Genomic DNA, 19,926 nt, shown 5'->3' with positions numbered 1-19,926 from the left:
GCCCTCGATCAGGTACACTGCGACGTCAACACTAGGTTATCGGACATGCTACGAGATAAAGCAATGCGTTTCCCGAAGGAGCTGGTCGTGGCCTGCATTCGCAGGTACCAGGCCTACATTTGCAGCCTTATGGAGTACCCGCTGAGCCACCGGCAATGCGGGGCGACTGCGCAGTGGAGCGGCACTGCGCCGGAGCATGTGCCGACAAATCACCGGGTGCTGCGCTTTATGCCCTGGGTGGGACAATTCTCGCACCAGCAATACAAGCGAAAGGCCGGCTGCCTTTATATTACCTCGCTCATCGCCACACTGTTATTAGCGGCGGGCGTTGCCGAAACCGCCTGCGCCGCCTCGGCAGCGCCGAGCGTACAAGAAGAAACGCTCAACTTCGGGATGTTTCCACATAGCCGATATACCCTGCTGCGAAATGGCGATCCGCCGGTTCGCTATTATCTCTCCCATGCGGCCAAAAAATCACCGCTGGTGCTCTTCATTCAAGGATCCGGCTGTACGCCGCCATTTACGAACGTCGAGAGCGGCAAGCCGGCGGTCGGCTTTCTTCCGTGGATACCGTGGCTGAAACAGGGCAGCGTGGTGCTGATGGCGGTCGAAAAACCTTACCAGCCGTCACTGTCAATTGATTCGCTCAAGGGCGCGGAAGACTGCCCCAAACAATTCAATGCTTATTTTTCCTATGACCAGTGGCTGACCGCCTTGAGGCTGGCCGTGCAACACGCGCTGACGCTGCCAAATGTGGATCCCCGACACGTGCTGATCATCGGCATATCGGAGGGTTCGACGATGGCAGCGGGCCTGGCGCGCGCGATTCCCGACGTAACACACGTTGCGTTGCTGGGTAGCAGCGGGCCAACCCAGTTGTACGACTTCGCCGCCAACATTTACCGGTTGAATGAAGACGATGGCGAAAAGCTGCGCCGCCTGCAGGAACTGGACGCAACCGTCAGTAACATCAACGCCGACTCCTCGAGTACCAGCAAATTTGCATGGGGCCACACCTATCTGCGCTGGAGCAGCTTCTTCGCGCAGTCTTCGGCTGACAACCTGTCGCATGCGCGGGCGCGGGTGTACTTGGGAAGCGGCATGCGTGACAACAGCACACCGATCCTGTCGACCGAAGTCATGTATGCCCAATTGCGTGCGCAAAATCGCGACGTGACTTTTCGCCGCGTGCCGCTCGGCGGGCACGGCGTGGTGCCCGACAACATGCCTTATGAAGAGTCTCTAAAGGAATTCGATGCGGTAAAAGCATGGTTCGAGCAGCGCTGAAATAGAAAATTCTATTCGGTGCACCATCTCCCTCTGTCAAGCCGGATGCCGATGGATTAAAAAAGTCTTCGTGAGCACTTGTGCTACATGCTTGACGACACGTAACTTGTGAACAGACTCAGCCTTGCTGGACGCCTGACTAGCGCGCTGCCGCATTTGCTAACGCCGGTCATGAGAAATGAAACTCTACGCCTATTTGTATCTATTCATGGAGATCAAAAGCCGAAAAATAGTGGGCTGGCAGGTCTACGAAACGGGAAACAGCGGCAAAGTAGCGCGGGAATGCGCGATATTTGTGCGCAGGAAAACATGTCGCAAAAAAAGAGGGTGTGGCACTGCCATTGCGGCACTCCGATGAAGGGCGCCGCCATGTTTGTAACGCTGCAAAAAATCGGTGTCGTCCTATCTCTCAGCCGGCCCGCGGCTCGGCACGTGCATAGGTTGGCACAACGAGGAACAACGAGGAACAACGTCACAGCCCTAGCCAATTCGTTACGAGGGCACAGCGTCACGCGGACTTGGACGGCGTGCTGCTGCGCAAACGCCCCGATCATGAAGCGGCCAAAAGCCATACGTCCGGAGCGCCGCAGTGGCGATAGGAGAAGCTGGGAACCAGTCAGGATCGTGCGCCTCGATCCGAAAAAAGTGCCGATGAGGCCATAAACAAACAGGGCAAAGAACTGCGCTCAAAAAAGCGGCGCCAAAATCCTGTTTTGGCGACAACCAGCTTACAACTTTCCGAAGTTGTCTGGGGCAGCACTCCTTTTGCAGCCTCGACCGCAACCGCACTCGCCGAGCTAATCCAACCGACGCACTCACTGGTCGATTACCCGCTTAAATTGCCCAATGTGCAGTTCATCGGCTGGTCAGGCCCGAACCGACGCGCATAGCAAGCGTTCAAATTCATCTGCCGGGACCGCTTTCGAGAACAGAAACCCTTGCCCGAAGTCGCATTGACCGTCCACCAGCAGCTTTTTCTGCTCCAATGTCTCGATGCCTTCGGCGATCACTTCCAGCCCGAGCTCATGCGCCATGGCGATGATCGATCTGACGATGGCCCGGTCACTCATGTCGAAGGCAATGTCGCGCACAAATGACTGGTCGATCTTGAGATAGTCAACCGAGAATTTTTTAAGATAGGCGATAGACGAATAGCCCGTGCCAAAATCGTCAATCGCCACCTTGATGCCGGCGTTATGATAGTGCAGCAGTTTGGCGGTCACAACGGGCGACGCATCGAGCAACAAGCCTTCCGTAATTTCCACCGACACGCTACTGCCCGTCAGCCCCAGCTCTCGCAAGTAATCCGGCCAGTTGATTTCGTTAAGCCGCGAAACAAACTGCACTGGCGACTTGTTGATGCTGACCGGGAAAGGCGCACCGGTATGTTTGCCCCACTGGCGAGAGCAACGTGCGGCCTGGCGAAATACCCAGTCGCCGATCTCGCTGATCAGTCCAGTCTCCTCCGCAAAACCGATAAAACGTAGAGGTTCAATCATGCCGCGCGTGGGATGCTGCCAGCGCAGCAGTGCCTCGGCCTTGACCAGCCGCCCGCTCATCAGGTCGATGATGGGCTGGTAATGCACGCGAAGCTGCTTGCGCGAAAGCGCATTGCGCAGGTCGCTGATCAGATGCAGCCGTTCATTGGCCTCGTGCTGCATGGACGGCGTAAAGTAACTGAAATGGTTACGTCCCTGGCTTTTCACCACGTACATCGCCTGGTCGGCATTGCGGATCAGGTTTTCGGCGTCAAGCGCATCGTTTGGATACAAGGTGATACCAATGCTGGCAGACAGGTACGCGACTTCGTTGCCCAATGTAAAAGGCCGGCAAAGCGTCTCGTTGATTTTTTGCGCTACCCGCTCCACGTGCATACCGCCGTCGAGTTCGGTGAGAATGGCGGTGAACTCATCCCCTCCCAGCCTGGCCACCGTGTCTGACTGACGCACGCAGTTGCGAATGCGGCTTGCCGCTTCCACCAGCACGTCGTCACCAATGGTGTGCCCGAGCAGGTCGTTGGATTCCTTAAACCTGTCCAGGTCGATAAACAGCAAGGCCAGCGGAAGGCCGGTGCGCTGAGCCTTGCAAATTTCATGATCGAGACGGTCGCGAAACAGGCGCCGGTTTGGCAGGCCGGTCAGCAGATCGAAGTTGGCATGCTCCCATACCACCTGCTCCGACCTGCGTTTTTCCGAAATGTCGGTGATGGTTCCCGTCATACGCTGCGGCAATTGGGTATGCATATGGCGCGCGACGACGGTTGCCCGGGCCTGCACCCAGCGCCATCCGCCATCAACAGTGCGTACCCGATATTCCATCCTGAACGCCGGTCGTGTGCCGTCAATGCAGGCCTGCAGCTCCGCCCTCAGCAAGCCGATGTCGTCGGCATGCACATGCCGTTCGATCCCCAGGAAAGGATCATCCGGCTGAGGCTCGCTGAGACACAGGATATGCATTGCCCGCGGCGAGTACACGATCTGGTTGCTCGCCAAATCCCAATCCCAGATGCCGTCGCCTGATCCTTCAATTGCCAGTTTCAATCGTTCGTTACTAATGAGCAGATCTTCTTGCGCACGCACCGCGTCGTCGATGTCGAGTGCGATGCCGACATGGCCAGCGTAGTCACCGGTGGCGGTGAACCAGGGCGCCGCGTGCGCCTCCATCCAGTGCCATGCGCCATCGACGAAGCGGATCCGCACCCGGCGTTGCGTCGGCTGTTGCGTCGCCACTGCATTGCGCATAGCATCCATCGCGGCAGCCCGGTCATCGGGGTGAACAATGAAGGCCCAACGATAGCCGAGCAGTTGATCCGGTGGAATGCCCAGCAGTACCTCGTGGCGCGGGTTGATATAGATCGCCGAACCTTTCTCGTCCAGTTGCCAGATCAGCGCGGAAGATGCCTCAGCCAGCGCGCGGAATTTTGCCTCGCTATCGGCTAGCGCGTCCTGGGCCAGCTTGCGGGCGGTGAGATCGACAGTGACCGCAAGGATGGTGAAGGTGCGCCCGGGCCCGTTCTCGAGTCCCGAGATGCTGCTGTTGGCCCATACGTACTCTCCGTCAGGGCGCACGTAGCGTTTGTCGATACTTTGCGGTTCTCCCGTCGCGATCACCTTGCCAAAGGTATGCCTCGTTTGCTCCACGTCTCCTGCATAGGTGATGTCCATGACGCTCGAGCCCACCAGCGCCTCGCGCGGGCGATCAAGCATTCGGCACAGGGAATCATTAACGCGGAGAAATTTTCCCTCCAATGAGAGGAGCGAGAGCCCCACTTGTGCATGGGTAAAAATGGCGGACAACTGGTGTTCGCTTTCGCGCAGGGAAGCTTCGGCAAGCACGCGATCGGTGGTCTCGACAAATACCGCCAACGCCCCGGCAACCTGTCCGGTTTCGTCGTGCAGCGGGGAATAGCTTCGGCTGAACCATGCGGTCCTCGTGCTGCCTTTGCTGCCGACCTCGAGCTGTACGTCGCGTTCAAAGCTGGCGCAGCCGTTGCGGGCGAGATAGATGCCGTCGCGAAAAGCCGGGCAATCGGGCCAGCTATCCTCGAGTACACAGCCGGTCCGCTGCTTGTCGCGTCCGGGCGATAGCGCCGAGCAGGTATCGTTGGCAATGACAATCGCATGACGTCCCCAGCACAGGATCGCCGGCAAGCTCATCTGCAAAACGATTTCAACCGCTGCGCGCAAGCTCTGCGGCCAAGTATGGATTGGCCCCAGACAAGTTGTAGTCCAGTCGTGCGACCGGATCCGTGTTGCCATCGCCCCGTGGTGTGTTGGCCAGTTCATCGACATCCTTAGGAAGTAGAAAAAGTCGCTTCCAGCTATCTGACTGGTGAAATCTCCGCTTTGCATTAAAAAAGCTGGAGCAATGACCGTACTTTGATCTAAATCAAACATTCACACGAGTGCGTATGTAGTGTGTGCGGTAGGACAGCTTGCTACTGGAATCAGTTGCGGCGCAGTGATTTTCTTGTGCACGCGTTTGCGCACAGAAAGCCTAGGCCGACGACATCTTGAAGTACGAGCCGCTGAGACTTTGTTCTACGCACTACGCACTACGCACTACGCACTGCGCACTGCGCGCCGTGGTCGCGGCGCAGGTCGCCTCCGGTACTCCTGCCGCTGCACTAATCGCCCCCGCAGCCAGCACCTTCGACAACGAACTGTTTTCCATAAGAACGGTTATGTTCAAAAGAACATAACCGCTTCACGGCATCCCTATTCCCAGCTTCCGGAGCGCTCTTGCGGCGTGTCGGGTCAGCGCAGCAGTTCAGGCTCGGTATCTTCCGGCGCGGTGGTGACGACGACATCGATCGTGTTCGCTTCGGTCGTCTCGGACGACGCCGAAACGATTGCAGAAACGGTCGCAAAGAAGGCGTCGCGCGCTGGTGTAGGGTTGTCGCCATCATCGTCGCTGTGATGGCCGCCGCAGCCTGACAGGGCGACGGCGGCGAGCAAGGCCAGTACGATGGCTGCTGCATGCCTTGCGCGGATGAAATTGAGTCGCTTCATGGTATCTCCTTGACGTTGGCATTACCGGCTTGCGTCTGGCTGCGAGCAGCTTGTGCATGCGTGACTTCCATTGCCTGGCAGCGGGGTGTTCAGGTAAGGGAACACGGTCTTGAAGTCGGCGGCTGTCTTGCGCACGCCATCGGTCAGCGGCAGACTGCCGGCCGGGGCGTCGGAAGGCTTGCAGCCCACTTTCAGTTTGTCGGTGTCGCCCGTCAGCACACACAGGCCGCCCATGGCAACGCGCAGCGAAAGGTCGACGACATCGTCTCCGGGCCGCCGCCCGTTCGGGAAACCGGCATTGTCACCGGCGGCAACCCCAAGCGGGTTCTGCGACGCCGCCCGGGTCGGTGCGATCAGCGTATTTAGGCGCAGCATTTCAGACGCGACAACATTGCCAGGCTGGTTAAGGTTTGGCAGGCCCTTCAGGAAAACGGTGACCAGGTCGGTGCGCGGGAAGTTGGTCGGCGCCTTGGCCGACGGGAACAGCTTCTCGACGACGGCCGGCAGCACCGGATTGGTGACGTAGTTGATGAACTGGGCGTCATCCTTCGGCCTGGAGGTGTTGAAACGGTCCTTGTCGTCCAGCCCGATGATCACTTCGTTCACCAGCGGCATACCCACGCGCGAAACCTGGCTCCATGCGCCGCCTTCCTTGACCGCATTGTTAATGCCTGGCCCCGGCGCCGGGTTGAGCAGACGGCCTTGGCGCATGCTGGCGGTAGTGTAGCCGCCAATGACCGGTTCCGTGCCGTGAGTCAAGCAGGCGATCGGCACTTCCATGGTGATGGTGCTGACATTCTTGCCTTCGAGGTCATTCCGGTTGCCATTGACCTGAGAGCCGAGAGGATCGAGGTTAAACAAGTCGAAGATTTTGCCGACCGCGATGTAGAACGGTTCCTTGCGCTGGCCGACGAAGACGCGGCCCGTGCCGCAGGCGCCCATTGCGATGTCATATATGTGCTGGTTCGCATAGGTTTCGTAAGCGGTGGCGCTGCCGAAGGTTTTGTCGCCGATGTTGTCGACCGGCTTGTCGAATTCGCTGGCGCCACCCGTGGCTGATATCAGCCGGGTGCGGTTGCCCCGGCGGCGATCGCCCGTGACCATGTCAATGCTATAAGTTTCACGCACGTTCAGCGAAGGCGGGTTGACGCCGGAAATCGTCGATGAATTGATTAACGGGATCAGCACGGACTTGCCGCCAATGTCCAGCGCCGTTTTTTTCGAGGTATTCTTGAAGCGGAACTGGAAAGTAATGTCTTCCTTTGCGTCGCCGTTGTTGTCGATGTGGATCTCATAGAGCGCGTTCTGGTCGAACTGATAGAAGTTCGGGCCGCCCTGCGGGTCTTGGAATGGGATGTAATTGGCGATCATCGTCACGTAAGCTTCGCGACCCGGAGCGTAGCTGCGGAACATGTAAAAGTCGGTACCATCAACTTTTGGGGCGTTGGTCAGGAAAGGCGCCTCGCGGTGGCTCGATGCCTCGGCTGGAGCATACGCGCCGGCAAGTACTAAGCTCGATAGCATCGCTGCCAGGCAATTACGTTTAAAATTTTTCATGATGTCTGATCCTGTCTCGTCAAAATGGTTGCTGGTGACACCATTTATACCGAATGATTCCAGGGTCTCATCTGACGCCACGCACCAGCGATCGATAATCTATGCCGTCTGTATCGACATCTGATCGAAATTGCTAACGACGTGATAAAAAATCGTATTCCCATCCAAACCGTCGTACTTAGCCACACCGGAAGTGTACGAAACTTACTGGAGCAGCCTTGATGGCCATACAACCAACACAGTCGGCGTGCCGCAACCTCAAGCCCCCTCAAAAAGGACTGCGGGCCAGTTCCCGTGCACATAGCGCACAAAGCCAGCGTGCTCGAAACGCCAAAGGTGAAGCCAGCCATTTTCCAGCAAGTGCTTCACGACTGCATGTTCACGAATGACTGCTTCAATGGCCGCCTGAGGCGCGTCGATGATCACGGTCAGCCTGAGCGGCTCATGCACCCAGCGTTCACCATCATGCAGCGACTGGCGGGAAAGGCCGATTCTCAAATCGCCGCCATTGCCCTCGAATACGCCGAGGTTTCCGCCCACGACGTTATGCAGCACCTTGTTTCCGCTGCCCAACCGGACCGGATCACAGGTGGACGCGTGGTACTGCCAGTTGATCCAGTGCGTCACTAACATCGGCGCGGTCATCAACAGCGCCAACACGCTCCCGTCAGCGTCTTGGCTGGCATCGTAGTCGTGCAGAAAACATCGCCCACCGAGCATGACTCCGCGGCTTCTGTGGCGTGGTGCAATTAAAAATGCCGCGTTGCCGGCAAGACCCCACTCCGGGCGCGTTTGCGCCCCGTCGTTGGCACGACGCCGCAACTGGCTCAAGAGAGCGTCGGAAGACGCAAGCGGATCTAGTCCAAGCTTGGGAGAGCGCTCTCGGCGCACTTGATCGCACGCCTGGGCAAATACGGCGCGCAGCTGTTCCCACCGGACGAGTGCTGCAGGAGGCAAGAGATCAAGGTCGAAGGCTTCGATTTCATCCGTGGTGGTGTTGTGCAGCGCCGCCATAAACACCGTGGTGTCGGGAATCGGAATGCACCTTAGTTGCAAACCTTCGCGCACTGAATGCTCGTTGAGCAACTGTGCCAAGCTACGCGCATTTACCTCGCCTGTCTGGCCACAACATGCACCGCACTCCAGCGCGGCGGCGTGGGCGTTGTTGGCGGACTGGCTGCCATGACCAATCAACAGGACCAGTGGTGCCAGTTGGTGCTCCAAGCCCATGGCATGGAGCACGCCGGCTGCCAGCGCGACCTTGGCATCCAAGTCTAGCCCGACGAGCTGCGGGCGGCACAGACGGCGATAGCGTAGTGGCAAGCCCTCCAGGTCGTCCCTGGGGCGGTCCTGCTTGCTGGGTAGAAGCCAATTGCCGAGTCTACCCAGGTAGCCGAGGCCCGCTGCCTCAACAAAAGAAAATGCTGCGCCCGGCCATCGGCTGCCAGAGAGCCACTGGTCGCTTAGACGGAGGCGAGCCTGGCGTGCGCGACCAGCGGTACTTTGTAGCGCAGCATCAGTTTCGCAGTTGGCATCACCCGGCTGCACGATGCAATCCGTCACCTCAAAGACCGGAGCGAGCAGGCCTGGCAATTGCGGTCGCCGTGCTTGCGTAGCCAAGGGCGTGTAGGCGACCGGCAGACCGAAAAACCCCGCAACCCCAAGGGTCTGGACAGCAGGCCACACCGTCTCCAGCGCGCGGCGCAAGGGCTCGCTACGAACGTCGATGCAAAAGGCCGCCTGTACTTCCACCTCTTGCTGTGCCATGGTTGAACTACTTGCTGAGAGCAGCCTTTGTGCCAAGGTGCGCTGGTAGCCAAGCTCCAGGGCCACTTGCCAAACCTCATCGATGAGTAGTGCTTGTTCGGCCTCTGCCAATAGTCGAGGGGCTTGACCCCATGCCTGTTGCAATACCGTGAACGCATGCTTGGCCGCGCTATCGTCCTTGCATTCCAGCAGCAGAGCGCCCCAGGCAAGGCGGATCGACAGCAGCTCACGCAAGTGCGCGTCCTGATGCCCCTCTAGTCCTGCCTGCCAGCCCAGATAGGCACACCAGGAAGCCCAGCCGTTGACGGTAAGCAGCACTGCCTCCAGGTAATCCGCCCATACCGTGTGCGGCAGGCCCAGACGCTTCAGCACCCAACGCTCTGCGTCCTGTGCGGTGGCAGGCAGCGCGTCGATTGCACGGTCAATATGGTGCAAGCCCATGAGCAGGCCAATGCCATGGTCGTGCTGCAGCGTGTCTCGCCAAAATGCATACAGGCCCCCGGTTCGTTCAGGCTGCCAGTCGGCCTGATGCTCATCAAAGAAAGCCGCGCAGGTCTGGCTTACCTGATGCGTGATGGCTTGGCGCCACGACAGCCGGGTATGGCGTAGCGGATCGCTGTCGAGCACATCAATCAGCAGCGGTAGCTGTTGCAACGCCACCCGCGATGACAAGGCATCTATACACTGGCGAGCGGTCAAGCCAATCGCCCTTGCCTCATCCAACTGGCGCAGCGCATGCTCCAGATCGGCGGGGCTGATTCGGCCCTCGCTCCAGGCGCGCCGTTGCTGCTCTCGCGGCGGGAAAACCTGGACACTGGCCAGGGCTGCCATGCGCGCGGCGACTTGCCGCACCGGCATGCCAACGCGTGACCAATGCGGGTTGACCGCGATGGCCCGGTCCAAGGGCCATGCGGGCGCGATCGCCTGGCAGGCTTGCGTGCAGGCTTGTTCGATCTGAGCATTCACCGCGTCGTCATGGCCGATGCCATGCGTGTCTGACTGGGCGAGAGGGGTCAAGGTATCCATCATGAAGTTCTCCTGTTTAACAGTTCAGCGCGGGACATCGGCCAGCGAAGCAGTGACGGCTTGACGGCCAGTGCTGTTGCGGGATTCAACCATCCAGCGCGAAGAGGAAAATTGCAAAGCCATCCGGGTGTAGGCCTCGTCCAAGTAGAAGCCGGCATAGCTCCAGCGCCGCCAGGTGAAGAACAGCCTTGGCCGTAGCTGCAGCAATGCTAGCCAAAAGTACAGCGCCACCATGCCCGACAGCGCAATGAGCCCAAGATTCCGATGGGGGTTATCCTGTATCCCAAGCGGCAGCGCATGCGCAACCATCGTGCCAGCGGTGAGGCCGATGACTATCAACAGACCGAACAGCGCCTGCCCAAAATGCGCAGGCAGACTGCCCGCCACAGCGCGAAGCCACAGCAATGGCGCCCAGGCCAGGCCCAGCACAACGCACCACCACCACGGCCATGCAGCATGACCTGATAGCAAGGACATCAGAAGTACGACCGAGATTGTCAGCGCCGGAGCTGCTACCAGACTGAAGGGGGTTGGCATCGAAGACTGATGCAATGCCTGCAGACGGGTCCGGCGCACGACCGTCGACGAGGACAGGAAAGCGTGGGCCTTGTAGAGTGAATGGCCGATGAGGTGCAGGGCGGCCAGTGTGTACAGTCCCAGCGCGCATTCGAGCAACATGAATCCCATCTGGGCCACGGTGGACCAAGCGAGTCGGACCTTGATGCTGATACGGGTCAACATCACCATGCCCGCCAACACAGCGGTGGAAAGGCCGAACGCCAGTAGCAGGGCGCGCGCCGGAGCAGCTTGTTCCAGCAGCGGTGCGAAGCGAATCAGCACGAAGCCGCCAAGATTGACCACGCCCGCGTGCAGCAAGGCCGACACCGGGGTCGGCGCTTCCATGACTTGGATCAGCCAACCATGCACCGGAAGCAATGCGGTACGCAGGACAACGGCCAATACTAGCGCCAGAGCGCTCAGTTGCAAGGAAGTGGACGTGCCCTCCCGCGCTATATGCGCCCATAGCGCCGATAATGAGCCGCTGCCAACTTCTACCCACGCCAGGACTGCAGCGATGAGCAGCAGTCCATCGGCCAGCCGGTCCGCTATTCGCTTTTTATGGGCCGCCAATTGGGCGAAGGCGCGATCCGGGTAAAAGCACAGCAGGTGCTGCAGGGCCACCCCTACCACTGCCCATGCGACGATCAGGATTAGCCAGTGGTCGGCCATCAAAAGCAGATGCACGCCAGCCACTACTGTGGCAAGTGCGGCAACATAGCTTTTCTGGCCCGTTTCCCCCTGCAAGTAGCGGGAAGAAAAGCTACCGATGATCGTGGCCAGAAATTGCACTAGCAGGGCCAGGATCAGACCGAAGGTCGATGTTTGCAAGACCGAAGGCCAGAGCGCGCCGGTAGGACCGGCGCAAACGAGAATAATCGTCAATGCCAGTGCGCCACCAGAGGTGACCTGAAAGATTCGCCACAACCTTGCTGTCGAGAACCGGTCCACCCGGGTCAGCAGCGCCGCTGTCAGCATGAAAGCGGCCGGCGCTAGCGCGCTGGTCGAGAAGAGGATGTGGGGAACATTCATGGCATTTTTTTCTTCAATTTTGATGGGAGGATGATGCTTGCGTTCATTCGTTCTGTAAAATACATTGATCAGAACGAATTGATACATAAAACAGAACGATGCAACTCGACCAACTTAATTTTCATCATCTTTTTTATTTTTGGCGCGTCGCCAAGTTGGGGCACCTGACCCGTGCGGCCGAGGAGTTGCATACTTCCCAATCGGCAATCTCAGCCCAGATTCGTCAGCTGGAAGAGCGCATCGGCGAAGATTTATTCATCCGTGAAGGTCGTCGTTTGACACTGACCGACACTGGACAGTTAGTGCTCGCCTACGCCGACAACATCTTCGGCCTTGGCCAGGAGATGCTGGGTCGCTTAGAGGGGCGATCGGTCGGAATCACTCGGCTTCGCGTGGGCAGCGTGGCCACGCTCTCACGCAACTACCAGGAGAACTGGATCCGGCCATTGCTCGCAAACCCTGCCATTGTGTTGACTTTGGAGTCTGGATTGCTGGAAGGGCTGATCGCGCGACTGGTTCAGCACCAGCTCGACGTGGTCCTCGCCAACGAAACCGTTCCAGTCCATCCAGACCGTCCGCTACATTGCCGCTTTCTTGGTAGCCAGTCGATCTCGGTGGTGGGGCCGGCGAGCCGCTGGAAATCGCAAAGCCTGCGCATTCCTGATGACCTCGACGGGGAAGACATCGCTCTGCCAGGTCTACGGCACGCCTCGCGCGCCCAATTCGATGCGCTGTGCGCGTCTTCAGGCGTGAGTCCTCGCATTCGAGCAGAGGTCGATGACATGGCCATGCTTCGCCTGATTGCGCGCGACAGTGGCTGGCTGACGGTGCTGCCAGAAGTCGTGGTGCAAGATGAGCTACGGGCCGGTGTTCTCGTGACCGTTGGGCATTCAACGATCTTGCAGGAGAGCTTTTACGCCATCACCACACCGCACCGTCATCGCATTGCATTGCTGGAGCAATTGCTGTCCCGTCCAGCAGAGAGTGCGGTTGGCATTTAATCACTTCGATTGCCAAACTGTTGAGGATTTCCCATAAACCCATGCCAATCGCTTGGCGTGCTCGAATCAACGCTTTCCGGGAGGGCCCCACACCGATCTGACACCGCCAATCAGGTACCATTTTCCCGCGCTATGCATACGCTAGCGACAACGCCGCAACTGTCAGCCCGTAGTTCCCACCACCGGCAACACGATGGTGAAGCGGCTGCCTTTGCCGGCACCCTCGCTGGCAGCGGAGATATGCCCACCGTGCCGTTCGCAAATTTCCTTGGTAATGGCCAGGCCGAGACCGACCCCGGCGCGCAGGCGCCCGGCGTGGGTGGCAAATTGACTGTACGGGTTGAAGAGCTGGCCCATGTGGGCCGAATCAATCCCGATTCCGTTGTCCTTGACAGCTACCGTGAGCCACTCGCCTTCAACCGTGGCCTTGATCGAGATGTGGCCCTCGTCGCCAGTAAAGGCACTGGCGTTGAGCATGACGTTGGCCAAAGCTTGCGCAGTGCGCTCGGGATCGCAAATGACGGTAGTTCCGCGGTCGTCGAAATGAACGGCCACCCGCTGCTTGCGCGTCTGCGCCTTGGGCAGGAGTTCATCGATCGCGCAGTCCAGCACGCCCAGTAGTGGGACGGCCCTCTTGACGATGGAGATCCCGTCCTGGGCGAGGTTGGATGCATCGAGTAGGTCAGAGACGAAGCGGGAGAGCTGCTTGACTTGACGCTCTACCATGTCGGCCATATGCAGGATGCGCCCATCAGACGAAGACTGGCGCATGACGCACGCGGCCGTAAGAATCGGCGCGAGCGGATTGCGCAGCTCGTGAGCGAGCAAGGAAAGGAAAGCATCCTTGCTGTCATCTCGGCGACGAATCTCGTGTGCGAGCTGATCGCGCTCCTCAAGATCGTCGAGCATGCAAAACGTGCCGCCGAGTGCACCGCTGGCAGGATCGCGCAGCGGCCTGGCGTGCGCCGCAACCCTGCGGTACTGTCCGTCCGGACGCTCGATCAACAGGTCTGGTAGGTCGACATCTTTCCCCGCTGCGGCGGCTTGGGCGCAAGGATAGCTTGAACGGGGAAGCGACTCACCGTCGAGGCCGCAGATAGCCACCGCGCCGCTCCACTGGAACAGATGAGTTGGGTTTGGCGCCCGGCCCCAAAGTTCAACCGCAGCGTGGTTATGCGCGACCACGGCTCCGGACCTGTCGCAACAATACGCCGGTGAAGGGATCTGTTCAATGTCGAACATCGGCAGGTGCGACAGGGCACGCCGGTCTATGCATCGCCGGTTGCCGTCCGGCGACGGCGGCGTCTCCGGCGTGTGTTGAATGGCTAAGAGGTAACTCTTGTCTGTGTGTGGCGTGGCGTCCAAAGTGATCTCCTGACGCCGATGCTATTGTCGAGCCTGGCGTCGCCTTGACGCTCAGTCTTGCCTTGGATGCGAGCAAAAAGGTCGCGAAAGCAAGCGGTAAATGGAGGAGTGTCACCCTTATTAGATCATGACGGGCCACACGCAAGTGTCGGTCAGCGTCTCGAGGCCGTGTAGGATTACACCTGATGCAACGCTTGTCTTTTTTGTCTAGTGTCAGCCAAGCTGCTTTGCCTTCAAGGCGGCATCTGGCAGTGTTAAGACCCCTTGCTCAGCTATGCGCGGCATTTTTGTTGCCATGCGCGCAATGGTCGCCTGGACCAGAAAAATAGGAGAGTCGCCTTCTGAAAACAAGTGCTCACCGACCAGGCGCGCAAGTGCAACACATCCTCGTTTCTTGCACTTGATTGCCGAATGATCTTGCCACGCGATTACGCGCCACTGCCGTAGGGCTTCATGATCGCAGTCTCGCTTGGCGCCAGTGCTTGCAGGCGCTTGTAGAGTGCCCGTGTCTCAAGCAAATTCCAAACGCGCAGCATGGCCTCGATCGTATCGAAGGGTTTGGTCAGAAAATCCTTCGCCCCCAGCGATAGCGCGCGGCGCTTGGCTTCGCCAGTGGCGTCAGCGGTAACGACCAGCACCGGCCGGAAGTCAAACGGGTCGCCGCGACGTTTTAAATGCTCCAGTACGGCATACCCGTCAAGCTCAGGCATCATCAGGTCTAGCACGATCAAATCGGGATCGAAAGCGGCATATAAATCCAGCGCCTTTTGCGCACTGGTGGTACCGACTACGTGCGTGAGCCCTTCGCCAGCCAGCAGGTCTTCCAGAAGCCGCAAGTTGGCTGGCTGGTCGTCGATGATGAGTACACGCGAAGAAAGCAAATCATCTTCGTTCATTGAAGAATCCTATCGAGTAGTTCAAAAAATTCCGGCACGTTCAGTGGACTTTTTAGGTAGCCGACCGCTGGCGTGGTGTGCGAATGTGCGCCTGCTCTGAGCATAACCAACGGCAGCCCCGCCAGGGTGGCATCGTTGCGCAGGGCCTCTAAGGTCTCTTGGTCGGCCGCATCCTGGGCCAGTAACAGGATATCTGGCGCGTGCTGCCGCGCCAGCGCTAACCCCTCGCTGGCGCCAGGCGCGGTCAGCAAATGCCAGTGAGTTCGCCTCATCATGAGCGTTTCGATCAACGCCAGGCTGGAACCATCGCTGTCGATACAAAGCACCGTACGTGATGGTTTGTTCGGCGCTTCAATACCGGGCGACTTAGCGGGTGGCACAGGCACCACCTTCTGTCCCGGCTGGGCTGAGCGTGGCAGAAAAAGCGTGAAAACGCTTCCTTCACCTGGCGCGCTGCTGGCAGCGATGCTGCCGCCCATGACCTCTGCAAGCGCGCGCGAGACGGCAAGACCTAAGCCGACGCCCTCGGTTGTACCACGCTCGGCGCCAAGACGGTCGAACGGCGTGAATAGCCGGTCCTGCATTTCCACGGCGATGCCGGCCCCATCGTCTTCAAAGGCAATGGCGACCAGGTCGTCTCTCGCAAGCGTTTTGATGCGCACTTGCCCCTGCACTGCGTTGTACTTGATCGCATTGGAGAGCAGGTTCAGCACGATCTGGGTAAAGCGCTGTCGGTCGGCCTGCACGGTGAGTGTTGCGCAATCGCATGGCGCAAGCAGGCGCACGCCATATTCGCTGGCCAGGGGCGTTAATAGGGCGAGTGCTTCCATTAACACTGGCGCCACGAGCACGGGAGTCGATGTAATCGCCAACTGCCCAGCCTCAATACGGGCGACGTCCAGCATGTCATTGATCAGTGACAGCAAATGTTTGCCGGCACGGAGGATTTGCCCCACATACTGCTGGTCCTGGCTCCCAGCGATTTCTGTCGTTGCCAGCAATTGCGCGAAACCGAGAATAGCATTGAGCGGGGTGCGCAGTTCATGGCTCGTGCGCGACATGAATTGCGTTTTTGCCAAGCTGGCCGCGTGGGCAGCGGTAGCGCGGTTGGCCAGCAGGAGACTAGCCTGATGCAGCCGATCCGCCAACAGCCCCAATTCGTCGCTGGCGACGCCGGGTGCAGTGAGTGGCTGGTCGTTGACCAAGCGTTCGGCGTTTTCCGTCGCCAACCTGACCCGCCGCACCACGCGCAGGGTAAATAGCAGCATCGCAAGCGCGCCAGCCAGGCCGACCAGGATGGTTGCCGCATTCATCAGAACGTTGCGGCGCAGGGCAGCTTGCACGGCGGCAGTACGCTGCTCGACAAGCAGCGACTCGCGCGCATTCATGGCGCCTATTCCATCACGCAGTTCGTTGAGAATCTGGCGCCCAGATGACAAGCTGGCGCGCAAGTTTTCGGGGTCATTGTTATATCGTCGACGCAAAACATCCAGGTCGGCCAGCTTGAGTCGCACGAATGGCAGCAGCAGTTGTAGACGCTCACGCTGTTCAGGGTCGCGAATATTTTTTTGCAAGCGCGCCATCGCACCCGGCAATTGCAACTCCGCCGCCCGGTAGGGATCGAGAAAATCGTCCACGCCGGTCAGCAGATAGCCTCTCACGCCCGTCGCCGCTTCGGCGACCAGCGACTGCAGCGACTCAATATCGCGCTGCACTTGCAATGTGCGCAGCATTTCTGCCGTGGCGTCGGCGGTCTGGCGTTCCAAGGTGTAGCTGGTGGCCACCGAGCCCAGCAGCATGGACAAGGACGCCAGGATGATGGCGCTACCCTTGACTGTCAGCGACCAGCTATCCCAGCGCAGGCCGGCCCGCGTCATCCACCATATCCGTGATCGACTGCGTAGACAGCTGCTTGGGTGCGGTCGCGCAGGTCGAGCTTGTGCAAAATGCGTTCGATATGCACTTTCACAGTGCCGGCGGCAATCCCAAGTTCCTGCGCCAGCGCTGCATTCGTCAAGCCCCGCGGCATCAAGGCGAATACCTGAAGCTCGCGCGAGGTCAATTGCTTTAGCTTGCCCGCCGATCCGTGAGCGGCGGTGCTCGACGCCGGCTTGCTGGCAGCGAGGTAGGCCGCCGCACACATCGTCCCTAACACTTGGAGCACGGCGAGGTCGTCGGCGGCCGGCGGCGACACCTGCCGCTCGCTCATCAGCACCAGTATGCCCACGTACTTGCCGTGGTAGCGCAACGGCACCAGAATTTCCAGACAAACTGCCTTGTCACGGCCGATTTTCAGCCGGCTATGAAGATCGTGTTGGATCAATGGCAGCGCATCTTCCTGCAATACCTTGTGCAAGGCGCCGCTGATGGGAAGGCAAGCGCCAATAGGCGGCACGGTCCCCTGCGCCGCATGCACATGCAGGCCATCATTTTGTTGATACAACAGCAAACCCTCATGCATCGACATGAACGCGAGCGCTTTTGCAAGTATCGCCTTCATTGCCGCGGCACTATCGCGCTCGTTGGCAAGCGCAATGCCAGTGTCCGTTAGCAAACGCAGTCGGGCCGCGCTGCCTTCAGCGTGCCGATAGCGACTACGGGTAGCCTTGGCGCTGCCAAGCGCATCGACGGGAGGAAGGGAGGTAGTCATGGTGCCTCTTCAGAGGCCCTCATTATATGCCACTCAGCATACGAAGAATGCGCCGATCAGCCGATTTCGCGTTGCGTAATAGTAAGGATACTTTGCTCATCGCCACTGATCACTGAATGACCGGAAACACAGTGCGCGATCCCGTGCAGCCTGGGGACGTAATCGTGCCGGGGTTCCGTGGCGATAGCCGATTTCCACTTTTGGAGGAGTAAATGAAGCAAATTTTGATGGTCGCCACCTAAGCCCCAGTTTTCTGCTGTCGACAATCGCGCCGGCCGATCTCGAGATCCACGGCGTTCGCGCAGACGTCGCTCCGAACGCGCTGTACTACGGCACCTAAGTATTTCTCCCATCAGCACAATTCATCAAGGACTATCATGCGCTACTTATGCCTTCTCCCTTTTGCCGCCTTTATGCTGGCAGCTAATGCCCAGGCCACGACGACCGAAGTCTGCCATTCGTCGACGGAAAAAGAAATTGCCGGCCTGTTTGACCGTTGGAACGCCTCGCTGCAAACCGGCGATCCGGAAAAAATCGTGGCCAACTACGCCAAGAAATCCGTGCTGCTGGCGACCGTCTCGAACAAGCCTCGCTTGACCCCGGACGAGAAGACGGACTACTTCGAGCACTTTGTAAAGGGAAAGCCAGTGGGCACCATCGACAGCCGAAACATCGAGCTCGGCTGCAACAGCGCGACCGATGCAGGCTTGTACACCTTTAAGTTCGGCGACGGCAAACAAGTGAAGGCGCGCTACACCTACACTTATAAATGGGATGGCAAACAGTGGCTGATCACCAGCCATCACTCGTCCAAAATGCCGGAGCAGAGCTGAGCTCGGCTTCGCAAAACTGTCTGACTCGTCGCAAGACGAAGCAGAAAGCATCGGTAAAGGCGCACACTCACGCAGTGTAGCGGCTCGGATTAATGCGATCGGCGACGCCGGCTCGGCCCAAACAAAAACGGCGCGTTTGCAAAGTCTTGCAAAAGCGCCGTTCTTAAGTTCAACGCACCCTCTGCTTCAAACGATGTGTCGCCAGTTCAGAGGTCTGTGTCGTTCGCCGCGAGGGCGAGCTGTTACTCCCAGTTCAACGCGCCACCGGTTTGATACTCCGTCACACGCGTCTCGAAGAAATTACGTTCCTTCTTCAAATCAATCATCTCGCTCATCCAAGGGAATGGATTTTCTTCCTGGGCAAACAACATATCCATGCCAATCTGCTGCGCGCGGCGGTTCGCGATAAAACGCAAATAACCCTTGAACATGGTCGCGTTCAAGCCCAGCACGCCGCGCGGCATGGTGTCTTCCGCGTACGCATACTCCAGGTCAACCGCTTGCAGGAACAGCGCCTTGATTTCTTCCTTGAACGCCGGCGTCCACAGCAGCGGGTTTTCCATCTTGATCGTGTTGATCAGGTCAATGCCGAAATTGCAATGCATCGACTCGTCGCGCAAGATGTACTGGTACTGCTCGGCCGCGCCCATCATCTTGTTCTGGCGGCCCAGCGCCAGGATCTGCGTAAAGCCCACGTAGAAAAACAAGCCTTCCATCAGGCAAGCGAACACGATGAGCGACTTCAACAGCTTCTGGTCGTTTTCAACGGTGCCGGTGGTAAAGGCCGGGTCGGTCAGCGTGTTGATGAACGGAATCAGGAACTCATCCTTGTCGCGGATCGACTTCACTTCGTTGTAGGCATTGAAGATTTCCGCTTCGTCCAGGCCGAGCGACTCGACGATGTACTGGTAGGCGTGGGTGTGGATCGCTTCCTCGAACGCCTGGCGCAGCAGGTACTGGCGGCATTCCGGCGCCGTGATGTGGCGGTAGGTGCCCAGCACGATGTTGTTGGCGGCGAGCGAGTCGGCGGTGACGAAAAATCCCAGGTTGCGCTTGACCAGGCGACGCTCGTCGTCGGTCAGGCCGTTCGGGTTCTTCCACAGCTCGATGTCGCGCTGCATGTTCACTTCCTGCGGCATCCAGTGATTGGCGCAGCCGGCCAGGTACTTGTCCCATGCCCATTTGTACTTAAACGGGACCAACTGGTTGACGTCGGTCTTGCCGTTGATGATGCGCTTGTCGTCGGCATGCACGCGCTTGGCGACAGCTTCGGCGGGCGCGGGAGCGTCGCCGGCGCTCATTGGCAGTGGTGGTGGCGCGCTCGGTGCGCTTGTTTCATCGTCCCAGGACAACATGGTGGTATTCCTTTAGTTCGTTCAAATCAAATGTCATTGGCTCTCATGGCGGATTGCATCCGCCCTACGGACCGTGGCTCTCGTAGGG

Annotated in this window: 13 protein-coding genes; 3 read left to right on the top strand and 10 right to left on the bottom strand. The window is 58.9% G+C overall.

The window, feature by feature from the left end; genetic code table 11:
• Positions 1 to 63: 63 nt before the first annotated feature.
• A complete protein-coding gene (locus tag ACP7BV_RS12905) occupies positions 64 to 1,287 on the top strand; it encodes an alpha/beta hydrolase family protein (RefSeq protein WP_426104249.1) in 1,224 nt (407 codons plus the stop codon).
• An 866-nt stretch (positions 1,288 to 2,153) separates the two neighbouring features.
• On the opposite strand, the gene ACP7BV_RS12900 is transcribed toward ACP7BV_RS12905, so the two are convergent.
• From ACP7BV_RS12900 to ACP7BV_RS12880, 5 genes are all read right to left on the bottom strand, one after another.
• A complete protein-coding gene (locus ACP7BV_RS12900; protein ID WP_426104248.1) occupies positions 2,154 to 5,072 on the bottom strand; it encodes an EAL domain-containing protein in 2,919 nt (972 codons plus the stop codon).
• 471 nt (positions 5,073 to 5,543) lie between these two features.
• Positions 5,544 to 5,798 (bottom strand): hypothetical protein, encoded by a 255-nt coding sequence (locus tag ACP7BV_RS12895; protein WP_426104246.1) that lies wholly within the window; start codon positions 5,796 to 5,798, stop codon positions 5,544 to 5,546.
• Positions 5,799 to 5,819: 21 nt separating this feature from the next.
• Positions 5,820 to 7,355: a DUF4331 domain-containing protein gene (locus tag ACP7BV_RS12890; protein ID WP_426104245.1), complete on the bottom strand. Its 1,536-nt coding sequence runs from the start codon at positions 7,353 to 7,355 to the stop codon at positions 5,820 to 5,822.
• 258 nt (positions 7,356 to 7,613) lie between these two features.
• On the bottom strand, positions 7,614 to 10,151 hold the full coding sequence (locus ACP7BV_RS12885; protein WP_426104244.1) for a YbcC family protein: 2,538 nt from the start codon (positions 10,149 to 10,151) through the stop codon (positions 7,614 to 7,616).
• Between the two features lie 21 nt (positions 10,152 to 10,172).
• Entirely contained in the window at positions 10,173 to 11,738 is a 1,566-nt protein-coding gene (locus tag ACP7BV_RS12880; RefSeq protein ID WP_426104312.1) for an NADH-quinone oxidoreductase subunit L, read from the bottom strand.
• A 98-nt stretch (positions 11,739 to 11,836) separates the two neighbouring features.
• Here ACP7BV_RS12880 and ACP7BV_RS12875 point away from each other — a divergent pair, with 98 nt between their 5' ends.
• Positions 11,837 to 12,739: a LysR family transcriptional regulator gene (locus ACP7BV_RS12875; protein ID WP_426104242.1), complete on the top strand. Its 903-nt coding sequence runs from the start codon at positions 11,837 to 11,839 to the stop codon at positions 12,737 to 12,739.
• Positions 12,740 to 12,901: 162 nt separating this feature from the next.
• Here ACP7BV_RS12875 and ACP7BV_RS12870 read toward each other — a convergent pair whose 3' ends face one another.
• From ACP7BV_RS12870 to ACP7BV_RS12855, 4 genes are all read right to left on the bottom strand, one after another.
• Positions 12,902 to 14,104: an ATP-binding protein gene (locus ACP7BV_RS12870; protein WP_426104240.1), complete on the bottom strand. Its 1,203-nt coding sequence runs from the start codon at positions 14,102 to 14,104 to the stop codon at positions 12,902 to 12,904.
• Between the two features lie 428 nt (positions 14,105 to 14,532).
• Entirely contained in the window at positions 14,533 to 15,000 is a 468-nt protein-coding gene (locus tag ACP7BV_RS12865) for a response regulator (RefSeq protein WP_426104239.1), read from the bottom strand.
• Complete coding sequence (locus tag ACP7BV_RS12860) at positions 14,997 to 16,877, bottom strand: ATP-binding protein (protein WP_426104237.1); 1,881 nt, start codon at positions 16,875 to 16,877, stop codon at positions 14,997 to 14,999. Before ACP7BV_RS12860 ends, ACP7BV_RS12865 begins: the two co-directional genes overlap by 4 nt.
• A complete protein-coding gene (locus ACP7BV_RS12855; protein ID WP_426104236.1) occupies positions 16,874 to 17,650 on the bottom strand; it encodes a LuxR C-terminal-related transcriptional regulator in 777 nt (258 codons plus the stop codon). The genes ACP7BV_RS12860 and ACP7BV_RS12855 overlap by 4 nt, the downstream gene beginning before the upstream one ends.
• Before the next feature lie 413 nt (positions 17,651 to 18,063).
• On the opposite strand from ACP7BV_RS12855, the gene ACP7BV_RS12850 reads away from it, so the two are divergent.
• Positions 18,064 to 18,483 carry a nuclear transport factor 2 family protein gene (locus tag ACP7BV_RS12850; protein ID WP_426104235.1) on the top strand — a complete coding sequence of 140 codons (420 nt, stop codon included), beginning with the start codon at positions 18,064 to 18,066 and terminating at the stop codon, positions 18,481 to 18,483.
• Between the two features lie 242 nt (positions 18,484 to 18,725).
• Here the strand turns inward: ACP7BV_RS12850 and ACP7BV_RS12845 are convergent, their stop codons facing one another.
• Positions 18,726 to 19,838 (bottom strand): ribonucleotide-diphosphate reductase subunit beta, encoded by a 1,113-nt coding sequence (locus tag ACP7BV_RS12845; RefSeq protein WP_426104234.1) that lies wholly within the window; start codon positions 19,836 to 19,838, stop codon positions 18,726 to 18,728.
• Positions 19,839 to 19,926: the final 88 nt, after the last annotated feature.

Origin of the sequence: Massilia sp. TSP1-1-2 (assembly GCF_049896185.1) — a bacterium.
GTDB lineage: Bacteria > Pseudomonadota > Gammaproteobacteria > Burkholderiales > Burkholderiaceae_D > Telluria_A.
Note: the sequence above shows the minus strand (reverse complement) of the source record. Positions and strands in the feature narration are given on the sequence as shown.